Annotated in this window: 22 protein-coding genes and 1 tRNA gene; 3 read left to right on the top strand and 20 right to left on the bottom strand. The window is 58.4% G+C overall.

The genetic code is table 11. The features are described from left to right. Nucleotides 1–2: 2 nt before the first annotated feature. The 14 genes from CXK91_RS20055 to trmJ all read right to left on the bottom strand — a co-directional run bounded on the left by CXK91_RS20055 (nt 3) and on the right by trmJ (nt 10,803). The gene (locus CXK91_RS20055) at nt 3–995 is read right to left on the bottom strand and encodes a RodZ domain-containing protein (protein WP_103457774.1); all 993 of its coding nucleotides are present in this window, start codon (nt 993–995) and stop codon (nt 3–5) included. Continuing rightward, complete coding sequence (pilW, locus tag CXK91_RS20050; RefSeq protein ID WP_103457827.1) at nt 992–1,750, bottom strand: type IV pilus biogenesis/stability protein PilW; 759 nt, start codon at nt 1,748–1,750, stop codon at nt 992–994. Before pilW ends, CXK91_RS20055 begins: the two co-directional genes overlap by 4 nt. Nucleotides 1,751–1,761: 11 nt before the next feature. Beyond that, nucleotides 1,762–2,910 (bottom strand): 23S rRNA (adenine(2503)-C(2))-methyltransferase RlmN, encoded by a 1,149-nt coding sequence (gene rlmN / locus CXK91_RS20045; RefSeq protein ID WP_103457773.1) that lies wholly within the window; start codon nt 2,908–2,910, stop codon nt 1,762–1,764. A gap of 19 nt (nt 2,911–2,929) precedes the next feature. Further along, entirely contained in the window at nt 2,930–3,361 is a 432-nt protein-coding gene (ndk, locus tag CXK91_RS20040; protein ID WP_003284654.1) for a nucleoside-diphosphate kinase, read from the bottom strand. Nucleotides 3,362–3,526: 165 nt separating this feature from the next. Next, the gene (gene iscX / locus CXK91_RS20035) at nt 3,527–3,727 is read right to left on the bottom strand and encodes a Fe-S cluster assembly protein IscX (protein ID WP_003284656.1); all 201 of its coding nucleotides are present in this window, start codon (nt 3,725–3,727) and stop codon (nt 3,527–3,529) included. Between the two features lie 10 nt (nt 3,728–3,737). Beyond that, nucleotides 3,738–4,076 (bottom strand): ISC system 2Fe-2S type ferredoxin, encoded by a 339-nt coding sequence (fdx, locus tag CXK91_RS20030; RefSeq protein ID WP_103457772.1) that lies wholly within the window; start codon nt 4,074–4,076, stop codon nt 3,738–3,740. A gap of 5 nt (nt 4,077–4,081) precedes the next feature. Next, nucleotides 4,082–5,944: a Fe-S protein assembly chaperone HscA gene (gene hscA / locus CXK91_RS20025; protein ID WP_103457771.1), complete on the bottom strand. Its 1,863-nt coding sequence runs from the start codon at nt 5,942–5,944 to the stop codon at nt 4,082–4,084. 41 nt (nt 5,945–5,985) lie between these two features. Further along, the gene (hscB, locus tag CXK91_RS20020; RefSeq protein ID WP_103457770.1) at nt 5,986–6,507 is read right to left on the bottom strand and encodes a co-chaperone HscB; all 522 of its coding nucleotides are present in this window, start codon (nt 6,505–6,507) and stop codon (nt 5,986–5,988) included. A gap of 7 nt (nt 6,508–6,514) precedes the next feature. After that, nucleotides 6,515–6,838 carry an iron-sulfur cluster assembly protein IscA gene (iscA, locus tag CXK91_RS20015; RefSeq protein ID WP_103457769.1) on the bottom strand — a complete coding sequence of 108 codons (324 nt, stop codon included), beginning with the start codon at nt 6,836–6,838 and terminating at the stop codon, nt 6,515–6,517. An 11-nt stretch (nt 6,839–6,849) separates the two neighbouring features. Continuing rightward, complete coding sequence (gene iscU, locus CXK91_RS20010; protein WP_011914136.1) at nt 6,850–7,236, bottom strand: Fe-S cluster assembly scaffold IscU; 387 nt, start codon at nt 7,234–7,236, stop codon at nt 6,850–6,852. 43 nt (nt 7,237–7,279) lie between these two features. Then, nucleotides 7,280–8,494: an IscS subfamily cysteine desulfurase gene (locus CXK91_RS20005; protein WP_103457768.1), complete on the bottom strand. Its 1,215-nt coding sequence runs from the start codon at nt 8,492–8,494 to the stop codon at nt 7,280–7,282. A 31-nt stretch (nt 8,495–8,525) separates the two neighbouring features. Then, nucleotides 8,526–9,017 (bottom strand): Fe-S cluster assembly transcriptional regulator IscR, encoded by a 492-nt coding sequence (gene iscR / locus CXK91_RS20000; RefSeq protein ID WP_103457767.1) that lies wholly within the window; start codon nt 9,015–9,017, stop codon nt 8,526–8,528. Nucleotides 9,018–9,190: 173 nt separating this feature from the next. After that, the gene (gene cysE, locus CXK91_RS19995) at nt 9,191–9,967 is read right to left on the bottom strand and encodes a serine O-acetyltransferase (protein WP_103457826.1); all 777 of its coding nucleotides are present in this window, start codon (nt 9,965–9,967) and stop codon (nt 9,191–9,193) included. Further along, entirely contained in the window at nt 9,967–10,803 is an 837-nt protein-coding gene (gene trmJ, locus CXK91_RS19990; RefSeq protein ID WP_256055765.1) for a tRNA (cytosine(32)/uridine(32)-2'-O)-methyltransferase TrmJ, read from the bottom strand. Before trmJ ends, cysE begins: the two co-directional genes overlap by 1 nt. A gap of 94 nt (nt 10,804–10,897) precedes the next feature. Here trmJ and suhB point away from each other — a divergent pair, with 94 nt between their 5' ends. Next, complete coding sequence (gene suhB / locus CXK91_RS19985; RefSeq protein WP_103457766.1) at nt 10,898–11,713, top strand: inositol-phosphate phosphatase; 816 nt, start codon at nt 10,898–10,900, stop codon at nt 11,711–11,713. 66 nt (nt 11,714–11,779) lie between these two features. Here the strand turns inward: suhB and CXK91_RS19980 are convergent, their stop codons facing one another. From CXK91_RS19980 to queA, 6 genes are all read right to left on the bottom strand, one after another. Further along, nucleotides 11,780–12,313, bottom strand: coding sequence for a glycine zipper 2TM domain-containing protein (locus tag CXK91_RS19980; protein ID WP_103457765.1), 534 nt, complete (start codon nt 12,311–12,313; stop codon nt 11,780–11,782). Nucleotides 12,314–12,391: 78 nt separating this feature from the next. Continuing rightward, nucleotides 12,392–13,303: a protein translocase subunit SecF gene (gene secF, locus CXK91_RS19975; RefSeq protein WP_103457764.1), complete on the bottom strand. Its 912-nt coding sequence runs from the start codon at nt 13,301–13,303 to the stop codon at nt 12,392–12,394. Nucleotides 13,304–13,315: 12 nt separating this feature from the next. After that, nucleotides 13,316–15,184, bottom strand: a complete 1,869-nt coding sequence (gene secD / locus CXK91_RS19970) for a protein translocase subunit SecD (protein ID WP_103457763.1) — start codon at nt 15,182–15,184, stop codon at nt 13,316–13,318. Nucleotides 15,185–15,248: 64 nt separating this feature from the next. Continuing rightward, the gene (gene yajC / locus CXK91_RS19965; protein WP_058065257.1) at nt 15,249–15,578 is read right to left on the bottom strand and encodes a preprotein translocase subunit YajC; all 330 of its coding nucleotides are present in this window, start codon (nt 15,576–15,578) and stop codon (nt 15,249–15,251) included. 42 nt (nt 15,579–15,620) lie between these two features. Continuing rightward, nucleotides 15,621–16,736 carry a tRNA guanosine(34) transglycosylase Tgt gene (gene tgt, locus CXK91_RS19960; protein ID WP_103457824.1) on the bottom strand — a complete coding sequence of 372 codons (1,116 nt, stop codon included), beginning with the start codon at nt 16,734–16,736 and terminating at the stop codon, nt 15,621–15,623. A 14-nt stretch (nt 16,737–16,750) separates the two neighbouring features. Then, entirely contained in the window at nt 16,751–17,800 is a 1,050-nt protein-coding gene (queA, locus tag CXK91_RS19955; protein ID WP_103457762.1) for a tRNA preQ1(34) S-adenosylmethionine ribosyltransferase-isomerase QueA, read from the bottom strand. Between the two features lie 112 nt (nt 17,801–17,912). Here queA and CXK91_RS19950 point away from each other — a divergent pair. After that, nucleotides 17,913–17,999: transfer RNA gene (locus CXK91_RS19950), tRNA-Leu, on the top strand. Between the two features lie 499 nt (nt 18,000–18,498). Then, on the top strand, nt 18,499–18,711 hold the full coding sequence (locus tag CXK91_RS19945) for a cold-shock protein (protein ID WP_003284681.1): 213 nt from the start codon (nt 18,499–18,501) through the stop codon (nt 18,709–18,711). Nucleotides 18,712–18,740: the final 29 nt, after the last annotated feature.

The raw sequence follows: 18,740 nt of genomic DNA, 5'->3' as shown, positions 1-18,740 counted from the left end.
GGTTACTGTCCGAGCTTGAGGCGCGCAGTCTCGCCGCGCATGTGAGAGGCAAGGTTCACAGCCTCGCCGTTGTAACTGAGTTTGGCGCCGCGGGCGTACCCCAGGTGCACATCCAGCGGCGGCTTGCCGCTTACCGTCCTGCTGGTTCCGGCCTTGGCCAGCGCACTGAACAGCACCCGACCATCGGCATCGCTAACGCGCGTCCAGCAATCGGCGGTAAAGCTCAACTCCAGCTGCGACTCGCCGGGTACTGGCGCCACGGCCCTGGCAGAGTCGCTCGTCGCCACTGGCTGCGGCGTTTGAGCGGCGGTGTTCTCGGAAACCGTTTCCGGCAGCGTCAGCGGAAGTGACTGCGCTTCGACGTCACCTGCACCGGCGTTCGGATCAGCAGGAGCTTCCGTTGCCTCGGAAGGCTCGGACACTTCACCTGAGCGCAGTTGCGCTGCCTCCTCAGCTTGTTGCTCCGCCTGTTGTTCGGCAACTTCGTCAGCCCGATCGAGCAGGTGAATTTGCGTCGTCCCGTCAGCGCCCTCAACTTCGATTCGTTCCAGAGCTGAAACAGGTCGCGTAGTGGCCTCTTGGGCAGAATGTTCCTGCCACCAGAACCAGGCCGCCGCAGCAAGGACCAGCAGCAGTGCGAAGCCAAAGAAACGCATGAAACTGCGCGATAAACGGCCCGGCTCTTCAATACGCCCCAGGCTGTGGACACTGCTACCCGATGCATTGGTACCGGTGTGCTGGTCGAACTCCTGGACCAGACGAGTCTGATCCAGGCCCAGCAACTTGGCATAGGCACGGACATAGCCCCGGGCGAAGGTGTGTCCGGGGAGCTGACTGAAGTCTCCAGCCTCTATGCGGGCCAGAGAGCGCTCAGTGAGATTCAGCTGCTGCGCGACCGCTGCCAGGGTCCAGCCCTTTTCTTCGCGCGCATTACGCAGGGTATCGCCTGGATTGTTGCCCATCGGTGCAGCGGATTCTTGGTGCGGCGCGGTCATCGTTGCTCCGAAAGATATTGCTTGTACTCATCCGTACCGGGATACAACCGTCTCAGCTGCAATCCAAGGCTCGCAGCGGTATCGCGGTCCTGATGGATGTTGGCCAGACGGATACCGAGTAGCAAGCTGCGTGCGTTCTGCTCCGCAAGCTGGCTGAAACTATCGTAGTAACGCTTTGCAGGGACGTATTGCTTGTCATCGAAGGACATCAGCGCCAGTTCAAGCAAGGCACGTGGCTGACGCCCATCGAGCCGCAGCGAGCGGGTGAAGTGACGCTCGGCCTCCTCACGCTGGCCCAGCTGCAGGGCAGTCATTCCAAGATTCTGAAAGACACGTGCACGCTCAGCGTACAGATTATCCTCGGCCGCCTGCCGAAAACGCTCCATGGCCTCAGGATAGCGCTTCTGTTCGAACAGAAAACTACCGTAGTTGTTCAGGATGCGAGCATCCTTTCGGCTGGATAGCGCCTCACGGTAATGCTTGTCAGCCAGATCGTTTTCCATTTCCGTCTGAAATACCAGAGCCAGCGCCGCATGCGCATCCGCACTGCGCGGGTCCATCTCAAGCGCTTTGCGCAACGGTGTTTTGGCACGAGCCGCGGCACCCTGCTGCAGGTAACCGATACCCAGCTGAATATAGGCGTCACGCGCCTGCTGCCTGCCTTGGTCGGTTTTCAACGGATCAACGGATCCAGAAGACACACAACCGGCCATTAGGCCGGTCATTAGAAGCAGCAGCGCAGCGCGCAGAATCATCAGCATCCCCCTCAGGATCGGTTCGAAGCAATTTGCGCCGTACCTGGCTCGCTCTGTAGCTCACGCACAGCGATGTATCTCTCGCTTCGACGCGTCCGGTCCAGAACCTGGCCGACGAGCTGACCGCAAGCCGCGTCGATGTCTTCGCCGCGGGTGGTACGCACCGTCACATTGTGCCCACCTTTGTGCAGGATGTCCTGAAAACGGCGGATGGCATTGTTGCTCGGCCGCTCATATCCGGAATGAGGGAATGGATTAAACGGAATCAGGTTGATCTTGCAGGGAATGTTTGCCAGCAGCGGGATCATCTGCTCGGCATGCTCGGGCTGATCGTTGATGCCTTTGAGCAGCGTGTACTCGATAGTCAGCACGCGTTTTTCGCCAAGCAGAGATATGTAGCGCTTGCACGCCGCGAGCAACATATCCAACGGATACTTCTTGTTGATCGGCACCAACTGGTCGCGCAACGCATCGTTAGGCGCGTGCAATGACAAAGCCAGGGAGACGTCGATGACCTTGGCCAGTTCATCGATCATTGGCACAACGCCGGAGGTCGAGAGCGTCACCTTGCGCTTGGAGATACCGTAACCGAGGTCGTCCATCATGATGTGCATGGCGGCGACAACGTTGTCGAAATTCAGCAACGGCTCACCCATCCCCATCATCACCACATTGGTGATCGCGCGATCGATTTTCGCCGGAATGGAACCGAATGATTTGTTGGCAATCCAGACCTGACCGATAACCTCGGCCGCAGTGAGATTGCTATTGAATCCTTGCTTGCCGGTGGAGCAGAAGCTGCAATCCAGCGCACAACCAGCCTGCGACGAGACGCAAAGCGTTCCGCGCCCGCCCTGCGGGATATATACGGTTTCCACACAGCTGCCCGAGGCGACACGCACGACCCACTTGCGGGTGCCGTCGCTGGAGATGTCTTCACTGACGACCTCCGGGCCGCGAATCTCGGCGCAGGCCTTGAGCTTTTCACGCAAGGCCTTGCCGAGATTGCTCATGGCATCGAAATCATCGACGCCAAAGTGGTGAATCCATTTCATCACCTGACCGGCGCGAAAACGCTTTTCCCCGACGGACTCGAAGAAGCTCTCCAGTTGCGACTGGGTAAGCCCGAGCAGATTCACTTTACCGGTCGTGGCAATCATTGAATTCACCTTCGCTCAATCAGCGAATGCGTGCACACACTTCGGTGGCAGCAAAGAAGTAAGCGATTTCACGGGCAGCGGATGCTTCCGAGTCGGAGCCATGCACGGCGTTTTCGTCGATGGAAACGGCGAAATCAGCGCGAATGGTGCCGGCAGCAGCTTCTTTCGGATTGGTAGCGCCCATCAGCTCACGGTTCTTGGCGATGGCATCTTCGCCTTCCAGAACCTGAACAATTACCGGACCGGAAGTCATGAAAGCAACCAAGTCCTTGAAGAAGCCACGCTCGCTGTGCTCGGCGTAAAAGCCAGCCGCTTCGCGCTCGGACAGCTGAACCATCTTGGAAGCGACGACGCGCAGGCCGGCCTTCTCGAAACGGGTGGTGATTTCGCCGATCACGTTCTTGGCGACAGCGTCGGGCTTGATGATGGAGAAGGTGCGTTGCAGGGCCATGTAGGACTCCAAAACTGATGGGTTAAAGCGAACGAGTAAACCCGCGGATTATACGCGGGTTCATGTCAAAACATAAGGGTAGAGGGCTGGACTCGGGACGATGAAGCAGACCGTCGGACAGCCTGCCATTCGTGCTTAAAAGAGCAGTCGAGGCCTTAAGCAGGCCTACTCAGCCTCTTCGATCCAGGCCGCCTGGATGGCCTCGAGTACTTTTTCGCCACCTCTACTGGGCTCATCGGCGAAGTCCGGCAGCTCCAAAACCCAGCGATGCAGATTGACGAAATTCACATAGCGAGGATCGACATCAGCTTTGCGCTCGGCCAGCTCGATGGCGATTTCCTGCACGTCACTCCATTTAAGCTGCATGACGATGCCCTCAATGCCCTTCGGAAACCTGATTGATGGTGTACTTGGGTATCTCTACCACCAGATCGGCGTCAGCGACGACCACCTGGCAGGACAACCGCGAATTAGGCTCCAAACCCCACGCCTTATCGAGCATATCGTCCTCCAGCTCATCGGAGGCTTCGAGCGACTGAAACCCTTCGCGCACCACCACGTGGCAGGTGGTGCAGGCGCAGGATTTTTCGCAGGCATGCTCAATGTCGATGCCATTACGCAGCGCGGCGTCCAGTACCGTCTCGCCTGTCTGCGCCTCGATAACGGCACCTTCGGGGCAATGGTCGGCGTTGGGCAGGAAAATAATCTGCGGCATCAGGGTCAATCCTCAATATCGTTTAGCCGCCGCCCGGCCAGTGCGGCCTTGACGGTGGAGTCCAGCCGGCGCGCAGCAAAGGCGTCGGTAATCTGGCTTAGGCGCTTGGTCTGGCGCTCAATGGCGACCACGTCCTGACTGTCCAGCAGTCCGCGCAATTCAGCCGCCTGCAAGTCGATCGCCGTGCGCTCTTCGGCGGACAAGAGGCGCTCACCGTCGACAGCCAGCGCTGCCTCGACAGCCTCTAGCAGGCGCTGGGCATCTACCAACTGTTCACGCAGTGCGCGAGCATCTCGATCCGCATCCGCCTTGCGGAAAGAATCCTCCAGCATTCTGGCGATTTCGCCATCGGTGAGACCATAGGAAGGCTTGACCTGAATGCTGGCTTCGACGCCGGACGCCAGCTCACGCGCCGACACACTTAGCAAGCCGTCAGCATCGACCTGAAAGGTGACGCGAATCTTTGCCGCCCCGGCAACCATCGGCGGGATGCCGCGCAACTCGAATCGAGCCAGCGAACGGCAGTCGGAAATAAGCTCACGCTCGCCCTGCAACACATGAATCATCATGGCCGACTGGCCATCTTTGTAAGTTGTGAAATCCTGAGCGCGGGCGACCGGGATCGTGGTATTGCGCGGAATGATCTTCTCCATCAGCCCGCCCATGGTCTCCAGCCCAAGCGACAGCGGGATCACATCGAGCAACAGCAGTTCGTCACCATCACGATTGTTTCCAGCCAGCGTTTCGGCCTGAATTGCCGCGCCGATTGCCACGACCTCATCGGGATCGATATCGGTCAGCGGCTCTCGACCGAACAACTGGCCCACCGCAGAACGCACCCTCGGCACGCGGGTAGAGCCACCGACCATGACCACAGCTGTGATTTCTTCCAACTCCACACCCGAGTCGCGAATTGCGCGACGGCAGGATTTGAGACTGCGCGCCACCATCGGCTCGATCAGAGCATCGAACACCTCTCGATGCAGCTCACCCGTCCAGCCAGCATAAGCAACGTCCACCGCCGCGACATCACTGAGACGCTCCTTGGCGTCACAGGCAATCTTTAGCAGTTCACGTTGCGCACCCGGCTCGAGATCGCCGGAAACACCGGCGCGCTCAAGAATCCAGTCGGCCACGGCGTGGTCGAAATCATCGCCACCCAGAGCGGTGTCGCCGCCGGTAGCCAGCACCTCGAACACACCCTTGGTCAGGCGCAGAATCGAAATATCGAACGTACCGCCACCCAGATCGTAAATGGCGACGACGCCCTCCGCCTGGCGGTCCAGGCCATACGCCACGGCGGCCGCAGTTGGCTCATTGAGCAGGCGCAGAACACTGAGTCCGGCAAGCCTGGCAGCATCCTTGGTCGCCTGGCGCTGCGCATCATCGAAGTAAGCCGGTACAGTGATCACCGCCCCAACCAACTCGCCGCCCAGACTCGCCTCAGCGCGCTGACGAAGCGCACGAAGAATCTCGGCGGAGATTTCCACGGGGCTCTTGGCGCCCTGTACCGTCTCGATGAAGGGCATCTGCGATTCAGCTTGGCGAAAGCGGTAAGGCAGCTGCTCGCCAAGCTGCTTGACGTCGGCGAGACCACGCCCCATCAGACGCTTGACGGAACTGATGGTATTGAAGGGATCAGTAGCTGCGGCAAGCTTGGCTTGCGCACCGACCTCCACATGATCAGCGTGGTAACGCACCACGGACGGCAGGATTACCTGCCCATCGGCGTCAGCCAGCGGCGCAGTAATGCCGCTGCGCAGAGCAGCAACGAGGGAATTGGTGGTACCCAGGTCTATACCGACAGCCAGGCGCCGCTGATGGGGCTGAGGGGTTTGTCCGGGCTCGGCAATCTGAAGTAAGGCCATGTCTGTCTGATATCGGGCGCAGCGCCGAGCGCTACGCGGGGTTAATCGTCGAGGCGCTCTTCGAGTTGGCGCACTTCCTGGGTCAGCTTGTCGAGAAACTGCATGCGTCGAACCAAGCGCTCCGCATCTGCACGGCGCGCCGGATCTCGCCAGATCTGGGCAAAATCGCTGTTAAGTTCCTGCTGCGCTTGCCTCAAGCGAGACTTGAATGCAGCAACGCCATCAAGATCTGCCTGCTCCTGCAGCTCTTCGAGCTCTTCGCGCCAGTGCATTTGCTGCATAAGGAAAGCAGGGTCTTGAACCGTAGCCTCCAGCGGCACTTCATGCCCCCCGATCGCGAGCAGATAACGCGCACGCCGGCTTGGGCTCTTCAGCGTCTGGTACGCCTCATTGAGATTGGCAGAACTTTCCAGCGCGTGACGCTGCTCGCTTTCACCCGCATCCGCAAAACGGTCCGGGTGAACCTGGCGAGCAAGGTCTCGATAACGATCAGCAAGATGCGCGAGATCCAATTCGAAATCGGGCTTCAGCTCAAACAGTGCAAAATGACAGGGAGTACCCACGGCGTCCTCAGATATTGAAGCTCTCGCCGCAGCCGCATTCGCCACGAACGTTCGGATTGTTGAACTTGAAGCCCTCATTGAGGCCTTCACGAACGAAATCGAGCTCAGTGCCATCGAGATACACAAGGCTCTTCGGATCAATGATCACATTCACCCCGTGACTTTCGAACACTGAGTCTTCATCCGCCGTCTCATCGACGAACTCAAGAACATAAGCCAGTCCGGAGCAGCCGGTAGTACGCACCCCAAGCCTTACACCCACACCCTTGCCCCGCCCGTCCAACGAGCGGCGAACATGCTGAGCTGCAGCAGGCGTCATGGTGATAGCCATCGCAACCTCCTTTAGAGCAGACCTTTTTTCTCGCGATAGTCGCGCACCGCGGCCTTGATCGCATCTTCGGCGAGCACGGAGCAGTGAATCTTCACCGGCGGCAGCGCCAGCTCCTCGGCCAGCTGAGTATTCTTGATGGTTTCAGCCTCCTCCAGAGTCTTACCCTTCATCCACTCAGTGGCGAGCGAACTGGAGGCAATGGCAGAACCACAGCCGTACGTCTTGAACTTGGCGTCTTCGATGACACCCTGCTCATTAACTTTGATCTGCAGGCGCATCACGTCGCCGCAGGCCGGCGCGCCAACCATGCCGGTACCGATGTTCGGATCTTCAGCGTCGAACTTGCCGACGTTGCGCGGATTTTCGTAGTGGTCAATGACCTTATCGCTATATGCCATGGTGCAATCCTCTTAGATCAGGCTATGCGGCGCTTGACGCCGGTCAGTGGGCTTGCCACTCGACCTTGGAAATGTCGACACCGTCTTTGAACATATCCCACAGGGGCGAGAGCTCACGCAGCTTGGTCACAGCGTCGCAAACCTTCTGCGCTGCGTAGTCGATCTCTTCTTCAGTCGTGAAACGGCCAAAGGTGAAGCGAATGGAGCTGTGCGCCAACTCGTCGTTACGACCGAGCGCACGCAGAACGTAAGACGGCTCCAGCGAGGCGGACGTACAGGCGGAACCAGAAGAGACCGCCAGATCCTTGAGCGCCATAATTAACGACTCGCCCTCAACGTAGTTGAAGCTGAGATTGAGGTTGTGCGGGACGCGAACGGTCATGCTGCCGTTCACATAGAGCTCTTCAAGATGCTCGACCTGCTTGTAGAAGCGATCACGCAGCGCACGGATGCGCTCGTTCTCTTGGGCCATCTCTTCCTTCGCAATACGGAAGGCTTCACCCATACCGACGAGCTGATGAGTCGCCAAGGTGCCGGAGCGCATGCCGCGCTCGTGCCCACCGCCATGCATTTGCGCCTCAAGACGTACGCGCGGCTTACGGCGAACATACAACGCACCAACGCCCTTTGGCCCGTAAGTCTTGTGGGCAGAGAAGGACATCAGATCGACCTTCATTTTCTCTAGATCAATCTCTACCTTGCCGGTGGACTGTGCCGCGTCGACATGCAGCAGGATGCCGCGAGACCGAGTCAGCTCGCCGATCGCAGTAATATCGTTGATCGTGCCGATCTCGTTATTGACGTGTATTACCGAAACCAGAATGGTGTCATCGCGAAGCGCGGCTTCGACCATCGCCGGGGTCACGATGCCATCCTCGCCTGGCTCGATGTAGGTAACCTCGAAACCTTCTCGCTCGAGCTGGCGGGTGGTATCCAGCACCGCTTTGTGCTCAATCTTAGTGGTAACGATGTGCTTGCCCTTGGAGGCGTAGAAATGCGCTACGCCCTTGATGGCCAGGTTATCGGATTCGGTCGCGCCGGATGTCCAGACGATTTCCCGTGGATCTGCGTTAACCAGCTCAGCCACCTGACGACGAGCATTTTCAACCGCCTCTTCAGCTTTCCATCCAAAAGCATGCGAGCGCGACGCCGGATTTCCGAAATTGCCTTCGACAGACAAACACTCAATCATTTTCGCGGCAACACGCGCATCCACTGGTGTGGTCGCGGAGTAGTCCAGATAAATCGGCAATTTCATTCAGATATCTCCTATCAGGCAGTCGCCCTGCTCATTCGACGGCGGACGTTTCTATCTTGTCCATCTGCGGCGAGGTGCCGCCAGACTTACGCATATCCTGGCGCAGCGCGACCTGCTGTACATCCTGGCGCTTGACCAAATCGGCCAGACTGATACCACTGAGAAACTCGTGAATCTGCTGGCTGAGATCGCACCACAGATGATGGGTCAGACAGGTATCGCCGGAGTGACAGCCTCCCAAACCCTGGCAGCGCGTGGCATCGACAGACTCGTTAACAGCGTCGATGACCTGGGCAACCTGAATGCCTGCCATGTCGCGCGACAGCTGGTAGCCCCCGCCTGGACCACGCACACTGGTCACCAAACTGCCACGGCGCAGCTTTGCGAACAGCTGTTCGAGATAGGAAAGGGAAATCCCCTGCCGCTCGGAAATGTCGGCCAGGGAGACCGGCCCATGCTGCGCATGTAGCGCCAAGTCGAGCATGGCGGTAACGGCATAACGGCCTTTGGTGGTTAATCGCATCGGTCTGCACCAAGCTTTACGGTTTGGCGCAATTATGCAATTCCCGAGTATTTAAGTCAACTATAAGACCTATTAATCCAGTAGGTCTTTAGCCGGATTTAACATTGCGCAGCACGAGCAGAAGAGCAACGCCGCAGGTCAGCATGATACCAGCTGCGGCCAGCCACCGCACTTCAGGAGCGCGCCTCACCGGCGTCAGACTTCACCTCGACGAAGTCCTCTTCTCGCAGCTCCGGCAGGTCCTTGGCACAGTAGTCACTACCTAGCGCCTTGAGGGCTCCGCACATCCCTTCCAGACGCTCCTCGACGGCCTGCACATGATCGAGTAGTTGGCCGATGGCACGCGCGACCGGGTCCGGCATATCCTCGCTGACCCCATAAGCATCGAAACCGATCTTCTCAGCGATGGCTTTGCGCTTGGCTTCCTGCTCGTCGCTGGATTTGACGATGACCCGCCCCGGAATCCCCACAGCGGTAGCGCCCGGCGGCACTTCGCGAGTAACCACGGCATTGGAGCCGATCTTGGCGCCTGCGCCGACCGTGAACGGGCCCAGAATCTTGGCGCCCGCCCCCACAATGACGCCATCTTCGAGCGTTGGATGGCGCTTGCCTTTATTCCAGCTGGTGCCGCCAAGCGTCACGCCATGATAAAGCGTCACGTCATCCCCAATTTCGGCAGTTTCACCGATCACGATACCCATCCCGTGATCAATGAAGAAACGTCGCCCGATCTTGGCTCCCGGGTGTATTTCAACCCCCGTCAGCCAGCGCCCTAGATTCGATGACATGCGCGCGAGCCACTTCCACTCGTGCACCCACAGCCAATGGGAAAGTCGATGCATCCAAATGGCGTGCAGCCCTGGGTAGCAGGTCAGGATTTCGAACGCATTGCGGGCCGCCGGATCGCGATGAAAAACACTCTGAATGTCTTCGCGCATGCGTTCGAACATCATTCACTTCTCCGCTTATGAGGCTCGCCGCGGGCCGCCTTCTGTGTCTCGGTGAGAATGCCGCGCAGGATATTCATCTCTAGCTTGCTGATACTGCTGCGCCCGTAGAGGCGTCGCAGCCTAGGCATCAGATGCCTAGGCTTGGCCGGATCCAGAAAGCCAATATCCACCAGGGTTTGCTCGAGATGGCCGAAGTAATGCTCCAACTCATCGACGGTGACTGGCTGAGCATCCAGCATCGCAGTAGTTTCCAGCTTCTCAACCTTGGTTGGACGCCCCTCGGTAGCCAGCCAGGCCATGCGTACCTCGTAGGTGAGCACCTGTACGGCGGCAGCAAGGTTCAACGAGCTGAACTGCGGATCAGACGGGATATGCACATGGTATTGGCATCGCTGCAGCTCTTCGTTCGTCAGCCCCGCATACTCGCGACCGAACACCAGCGCAACCTCACCTCCCGAGGCAGCCTGCTCCACCGATACCGACGCGCACTCTCGAGGATCCAGCAACGGCCATGGAATGCGCCTGTCACGCGCACTGGTCCCCAGCACTAGACTGCAACCAACCAGAGCCTCTTCCAACGTGGAAACGACCTGCGCGGCGTCGAGAATATCGGTCGCGCCAGATGCTCTGGCGATAGCGTTAGGACTCGGGAAGTCCTCTGGATCCACCAGAACCAGACGCGACAACCCCATGTTCTTCATGGCCCGAGCCGCGCCACCGATATTGCCGGCATGACTGGTATTGACCAATACCACACGAATATTTTGCAGCGACACATTGATTCTCGGCTTGAAAGCGAGCGGAAAGCTTACAGGAAGCACGTCCCGATTCGCCATCTACCGCACCCTGCAAACGCACCGCTGACGCTACATGCGCCGATGCTTTCCTGATAGAATTTCGCGCTTTCTTTAACGACCAGGTAATAGATCCATGCAGCCCATGCTGAATATCGCGCTGCGCGCCGCCCGCAGCGCCGGGGAACTGATTGTCCGCTCCACCGATCGCCTGGATGCAATCTCGGTCAACGAGAAAGAAGCGAAGGATTACGTCACTGAAATCGACAGGGCTGCCGAGCAGAACATCATCAATACGCTGCGCAAAGCCTATCCGAATCACGGCATCCTCGGCGAAGAAGGTGGGCTGCTCGAAGGAACCGGTGACGGCGCTGATTACTTGTGGATCATTGACCCACTTGATGGCACCACCAACTTCGTTCGCGGCATCCCTCATTATGCCGTCAGCATCGCCTGCAAATATCGCGGTCGTCTTGAGCATGCTGTCGTTCTTGATCCAGTGCGCCAGGAAGAATTTACCGCAAGTCGCGGCCGCGGCGCCGCCCTAAACGGTCGACGCCTGCGAGTCAGCGCACGCAAGAGCCTGGACGGCGCCCTGCTTGGCACTGGCTTTCCGTTCAAAGACGGCCAGATGGACAACCTGGAAAGCTATCTGAATATGTTCCGCAGCTTGGTGGGTCAAACCTCCGGCCTGCGCCGCGCCGGTGCCGCCAGCCTCGACCTGGCCTATGTTGCTGCAGGCCGCTTCGATGCATTCTGGGAGTTCGGTCTCTGCGAATGGGATATGGCAGCAGGCGCCCTGCTGATCCAGGAAGCTGGCGGCCTGGTGAGCGATTTCAGCGGCGGACACGACTTCCTTGAGAAAGGACAGATCGTTGCCGGCAATACCAAGTGCTTCAAGGCCGTACTCACCACAATCCAGCCGCATTTGACGCCGTCGCTCAAACGCTAAAAATGGATCAAAAAAAACGCCCCAATGGGGCGTTTTTTTCGTCTGCGCTTTGATCCAGGGTCCAGCTTATTGCTGAGAAAGCACTAGCTGCCCGTCCCGCACGGGAATCTGGCTACCCGGATCACGGTCCATTTGTACGCGGCCAACCTTGCCAGCAAGATCATACTTCACGTCGTAGCCGACTATCTTGTCATGCGTGTCGGTCACCGTACTGCAGCGCGTTTCGGTGGTGGCGTAGGTGCTGTTCGCCTGCATCTGTCCCTGCACCTGATTGCCGGCATAACCACCGCCAACAGCGCCGGCGACAGTCGCGATCTTCTTGCCACTCCCCCCGCCCACCTGATTGCCAAGCAGACCGCCGACTACCGCACCTACAGCGGTCCCGGCGATACGATGCTGGTCCTGCACTGGCTTCTGGCGAGTGACCGTGACGTCCTTACAGACCTCACGAGGCGTTTTGATGGTTTCCTTGATTAGCTCGACCGCCAGCACCTCGGCGAATTTTGGCCCGCGATCAACGAGACTGTAGGTAGCGAAAGCGCCGCCGGCCGTGGCGACTACCACGCCAAGTGCCGTACCGACCAACATGGACTTATTCACTGCGACATCCTCTTCCTAAGGGATTAACCCGTTCCGCAGCCTTGGACAGCATATGGCTGCGGAAGTTCGCAAGATATCTCAGGGACGCTCATCAACCTCTTCTTCCACCACCGGCGGAATCAGATCATCACGCGTCAGCTTGAGCCAGACAAGCAGCATGCCCGCGACATAGACCGACGAGTAGGTGCCTGCGCCAACGCCTATCAGCAGCGCCAGTGAAAAGCCCCACAGATTCTCGCCACCGAACACCATTAGCGAACCGACAGCGAGCAGCGTGGATACCGATGTCGCCACGGTACGCAACAGCGTCTGCGTAGTGGAAATGTTTATATTTTCCAGCAACTCAGCCTTGCGCAGCAGGCGAAAGTTCTCCCGTATCCGGTCGAAAATGACGATGGTATCGTTCAGCGAATAGCCGATAACCGCGAGCACCGCCGCCAGCACGGTGAGATCGAACGATATCTGGAAGAAGGAAAACACCCCCAGAACCAGAATCACATCGTGAAACAGCGAAAGCACCGCACCGAAGCCGAACTTCCACTGAAAGCGGAACGCCACGTAAACCAGGATGCCACCCAACGCGAGCAACATTCCGAGCCCACCCTGATCGCGCAGCTCCTCACCTACCGCCGGACCGACGAACTCGACTCGCTTGACACTAACGGAGTTACCGCTATCGGCACTGCGCAACGCTTCGGCAACGCGCTCGCCTAGCTGCGGATCATCGCCGGGCATTCGCACCAGCACATCGGTGGTCGCACCGAAGCTCTGCACAACTGCATCGGAAAAACCCGAGCTCGCAAGCTGCCCACGCACCTGCTCAAGCTCTACCGGGCGTTCGTAGCCCAGCTCGATCAACGTACCCCCAGTGAAGTCCAGCCCGAAGTTGAGCCCTTTGACGACCAGACTTGCCAGCGAAGCGACCGTCAACAGCACAGTCAGGGCAAAGGCCAAGTGGCGAACGCCCATGAAATTGATTACGCGTTTCATCGTGCTAGCCCCTTAAATCCACAGCTTCTTGAGATCGCGGCCACCGTAGATCAGATTGACCATGGCTCGCGTCACGATGATTGCGGTAAACATCGACGTCAGGATGCCGATCGACAGGGTGACCGCAAAGCCCTTGATCGGACCCGTCCCCATGGCGAACAGAATGCCGCCGACCAACAGAGTCGTCAGGTTACCGTCGACGATCGCCGAAAAGGCCCTATCAAAGCCCTCGTGGATGGCACGCTGGATGGACATGCCATTTGCGATCTCTTCGCGAATGCGCGAGAAGATGAGCACGTTGGCATCCACTGCCATACCCATGGTCAGCACGATGCCAGCGATACCAGGCAAGGTCAGCGTGGCATTGAGCATTGACATCAGAGCAGTCAGCACCACCATATTGAAGAGCAGTGCGATCGTCGCCAGCACGCCGAAGAACTTGTAGATCAGCACCATGAAAATGGCGACGAAGAGGAAACCCCACATCGCAGCCTGGACGCCCAGCTTGATGTTCTCTGCGCCAAGACTCGGGCCGATGGTGCGCTCTTCAGCGAAGTACATGGGGGCGGCCAGGCCACCTGCGCGCAACAGCAACGCCAGCTCGGACGACTCACCCTGGCCATCGAGGCCCGTAATACGGAACTGACTACCGAGCGGCGACTGGATGGTTGCCAAACTGATGATCTTCTTCTCTTCCTGGAAGGTTTCGACACGCACTTCCTGCTCGACACCGTCGACCATCTGGCGAACGTACCGGGTCATCGGCCGCTGCTCGATGAAGATCACCGCCATGCTGCGCCCTACATTGTTCCGCGTGGCGCGGTTCATAAGGTCGCCGCCGTGACCATCGAGACGGATATTGACTTGCGGGCGGCCGTTCTCGTCGTAACTAGCCTGAGCGTCGGTAACCTGATCGCCCGTGATGATCAGCGTACGCTCCAGCTGGACCGGCGGGCGGCCCTCCTCGCGGAAGCCGAAGGTTTCTGTGGAAGCCCGCGACGCGTCGGAGTCGGCCGCGAGACGGAACTCCAGATTCGCAGTCTTGCCAAGAATACGCTTGGCCTCGGCGGTATCCTGCACGCCAGGCAGTTCCACCACGATCCGGTTGGCGCCCTGGCGCTGCACCAATGGCTCAGCCACACCCAGCTCGTTGACACGGTTACGCACCGTAGTCAGGTTCTGCTTGATCGAGTATTCGCGAATTTCCGCCAGCTTGGCTTCGGTAAGCGTCAGCCGCAGCACGAACTGACCGTTACGCTCGCTGGTGGTCAATTCAAAATCGGTGAAGTTCTTGCGAATGACTGACTGAGCAGTGCTTAGAGTTTCCTGATCGGCGAAGCCCAACTGCACGGCATCTTTCAGGTTCGGCAGGCTGCGATAGCGCACGCGCTCCTTGCGAAGCAGACTCTTGACCTCACCTTCGGAGACGTTCAATCGTGTTTCGATCGCCTTCTCCATGTCGACTTCCAACAGGAAGTGCACACCACCGGAAAGATCCAGACCAAGCTTCATCGGGCTGGCGCCAAGGCTGCGCAGCCAGTCGGGCGTAGTAGGCGCCAGATTGAGCGCAACGACATAGGCATCGCCTAGCGTACGGCGGACGATATCTTTGGCCGGCAACTGATCGTCCTGACGTTCCAGGCGCACCAGGCCGCCGCGTCCCTGTTCATCCAGAGAGGCGGACTTGACAGCAATACCGCCATCTACAAGCGCCTTGCTGATGCGCTCAAGGTCCGCATCGCCGATTTCCTGGGCCGTACTGGCACCGGTAACCTGAATCGCCGGATCGTCCGGATAGAGGTTGGGCGCCGAATAAACAAAGGCAATCGCGAGCACTGCCAGAATCAGCAGGTATTTCCAGAGAGGGAATCTATTGAGCATGACGCAGCCCGTTTAATGAACGCGGGGCGCCTTGCGCGCCCCGTCGGTGTTGAATGAAGTCAGCTCAGATGGCTTTCAGTGTGCCCTTGGGCAATGTTGCGGCAATCGCCACTTTCTGAAACTTCAGCTCAACGTTGTCGGAAACTTCGATCACTACGAAGTCATCGGCGACCTTGGTGATCTTGCCAGCGATGCCGCCGGAAGTAACCACTTCATCGCCCTTCTGCAGGCCGCCGATCAGGTTCTTGTGCTCTTTGGCACGCTTGGACTGCGGGCGCCAGATCATCAGGTAGAAAATGACCAGAAAACCGACCAGAAAGACCCACTCAAAACCAGTACCAGCAGGACCAGCGGCAGCCTCCTGAGCATAGGCGGCGGGAATCAGAAAGCTCATGTAGCACTCCTGTTGCAGAAAGGATTGTTTTGCTCTGGCACGTCACGCAAGCGGCGGGGTTGGCAGACCGCGCTTGGCATAAAAGGCGTCGACAAAGGCCGCCAATGTACCTTGTTGGATGGCGTCGCGTAAACCAGCCATCACCCGCTGGTAGTGCCGCAGGTTATGTATGGTATTCAACATGCTACCCAGCATTTCGCCGCACTTATCCAGATGGTGAAGATAGGCACGAGAGAAGTGTTTGCAGGTGTAACAATCACAACTCGGATCCAGCGGAGCATCGTCGTGCCTGTGCACGGCATTGCGGATCTTCACTACGCCGGTGTCGGTAAAAAGGTGGCCGTTGCGGGCATTGCGTGTCGGCATCACACAATCGAACATGTCGACGCCACGGCGCACACCCTCGACCAGATCCTCAGGCTTGCCCACCCCCATCAAATAGCGCGGCTTCTCGGCAGGCATCTGCTGCGGCAGAAAATCCAGCACGCGGATCATTTCTTCCTTGGGTTCACCGACCGACAACCCGCCGATCGCCAGACCGTCAAAGCCGATATCGCACAACCCCTCCAGCGAACGCATGCGCAGCGATTCATGCATCCCACCTTGAACAATTCCGAACAACGCTGCGGGGCTGTCGCCGTGGGCGACCTTCGAGCGTTTCGCCCAGCGCAGCGACAGCTCCATCGAGCGCCGCGCCACGTCTTCGTCGGCAGGATAAGGCGTGCACTCATCGAAGATCATTACGATATCCGAACCCAGGTCACGCTGAACCTGCATCGATTCTTCCGGCCCCATGAACACCTTGGCACCATCTACCGGAGAGGCGAAATAGACACCCTCCTCCTTGATCTTGCGCATCGCCCCAAGGCTGAACACCTGAAAGCCACCTGAGTCGGTCAGAATCGGCCCCTGCCACTGCATGAAGTCATGCAAATCACCGTGGCGCTTGATCACTTCCGTCCCAGGACGTAGCCACAGGTGGAAGGTGTTGCCGAGAATAATCTGCGCACCAATGGCCTCGACGTCGCGCGGCAGCATGCCCTTGACGGTACCGTAGGTGCCTACTGGCATGAACGCTGGCGTCTCGACGGTGCCACGCGGAAAGGTCAGACGCCCGCGGCGGGCCTTGCCGTCGGTAGCCAGCAGCTCGAAGGACATATGGCAGGAGCGGGTCATTGGGTTTCCTCGGGGCCACGGGGGGCGGGATTGCGGGTGATAAACATGGCATCGCCGTAACTAAAGAAGCGATAGCGCTGGGCCACGGCCTCGGAGTAGGCCGCCATGGTTTCCGGGTAGCCGGCAAAGGCGGAAACCAGCATCAGCAGCGTGGACTCCGGCAGATGGAAATTAGTCACCAGGGCATCTACCACATGGAAACTCTTGCCCGGGTAGATGAAGATGTCGGTATCGCCGCTGAATGCCTTGAGCTCACCGTCACGCGCTGCCGTTTCCAACGACCGCACGCTGGTGGTGCCAACGGCGATCACCCGCCCGCCACGCACACGGCAGGCGGTCACCGCATCGACCACATCCTGACTCACCTCCAGCCATTCGCGATGCATGTGATGCTCTTCAATACGCTCTACACGTACTGGCTGAAAAGTACCGGCGCCGACATGAAGGGTGACGTACGCCGTTTCTATCCCCGCTTCGCGCAGCGCATCCAGCAGAGCCTGATCAAAATGCAGCCCCGCGGTGGGAGCAGCAACGGCTCCAGCGCGCTGAGCATAGACGGTCTGGTAACGCTCGCGATCGGCGGTATCGTCAGGCCTGTCTATATAAGGAGGTAATGGCATATGCCCGATACGATCGAGTAGCGGAAGAATATCCTCGTCGAACTCGAGCTCGAACAGGGCGTCATGCCGAGCGACCATTTCGGCCTCGCCTCCACCATCGAGCGAGATTTTCGACCCGACCTTGGGCGACTTGCTCGAACGCACATGTGCCAGAACGCTGCGGATGCCAAGCACACGCTCGACAAGAATTTCCAGCTTGCCGCCCGTTGCCTTCTGGCCAAATAGCCGCGCAGGAATTACCCGGGTATCGTTGAACACCATGAGATCGCCAGGACGAACGTAATCCAACAGATCGGCGAAATTGCGGTGCGAGAGCGTTCCAGTTTCCCCATCAAGCACCAGCAGACGACTTGCGCGCCGCTCCACCAAAGGATGTCTTGCGATCAGGGAGTCGGGAAGCTGGAAAGAAAAGTCAGCGACTTGCATGGTCCGAAGTCAGGATACGGAAAGGGCGCAAATCTTATCCGAAAGACGTCGATGTGGCCACGCCAAACGATTGACCACCCGGCGTTGCATCTCTATACTGCGCCGCCACTGTGCCTCGATGGCGGAATCGGTAGACGCAGCGGATTCAAAATCCGCCGTTGGTAACAACGTGAGAGTTCGAGTCTCTCTCGAGGCACCATCAGTGAATCGCTACAAGGCAGCCAAACTGCACGCTCAGTCGCCCGGAAGCCCGGACCACCTGCGAGAGTCCAAACTGTAGCGAAGCTTCAAACAGCGAAAAGCTGTGCGCACCCACCGATACAGCGTGGGCCAGCAGCACAGACAGCAATACATCTGTTTTCATCGTTTCCCGCGCCGGCGTACATCCGACAAGTACAGCAGCGCTGTGGCATCGACGGTTCCGCGGCAGCGGACTTAGCCAGTCAGACCACTTCAAAAAGCGCCTAAAATGGCGTCGCCTGGACAGGCAAATTCTATGGCTCCGAGGGGTTGGCATTCCCCGGCGAGTTATCGTAGAGTGTGCCCACTGTGTTTGCATGGGTCGCTGTTGAATCGTGACCTGGTGCAGTAGATCTTCAGATCCGCTACTCCGCTCGACTCTCTTACTCCTTGCAACCAGTTACAGCTTCCTGCAACGCAGGGGCAATTCTACTTTTGAGTTTCAAGGATACAAAGACATGTCGAATCGTCAGAACGGTACCGTCAAGTGGTTTAACGACGAAAAAGGTTTTGGTTTCATCACTCCCGAAAGCGGTCCGGATCTGTTTGTGCACTTCCGCGCAATCGAAGGTAATGGCTTCAAGAGCCTGAAAGAAGGCCAGAAAGTCAGCTTCGTCGCAGTGCAAGGTCAAAAGGGCATGCAGGCTGACCAGGTTCAAATCCAGGAATAAGCCCCCGCTCCTAAAAGCCCCTGATGGCA

It is taken from the genome of Stutzerimonas stutzeri (assembly GCF_002909485.1).
Classification (GTDB): Bacteria; Pseudomonadota; Gammaproteobacteria; order Pseudomonadales; family Pseudomonadaceae; genus Stutzerimonas; species Stutzerimonas stutzeri_AH.
Note: the sequence above shows the minus strand (reverse complement) of the source record. Positions and strands in the feature narration are given on the sequence as shown.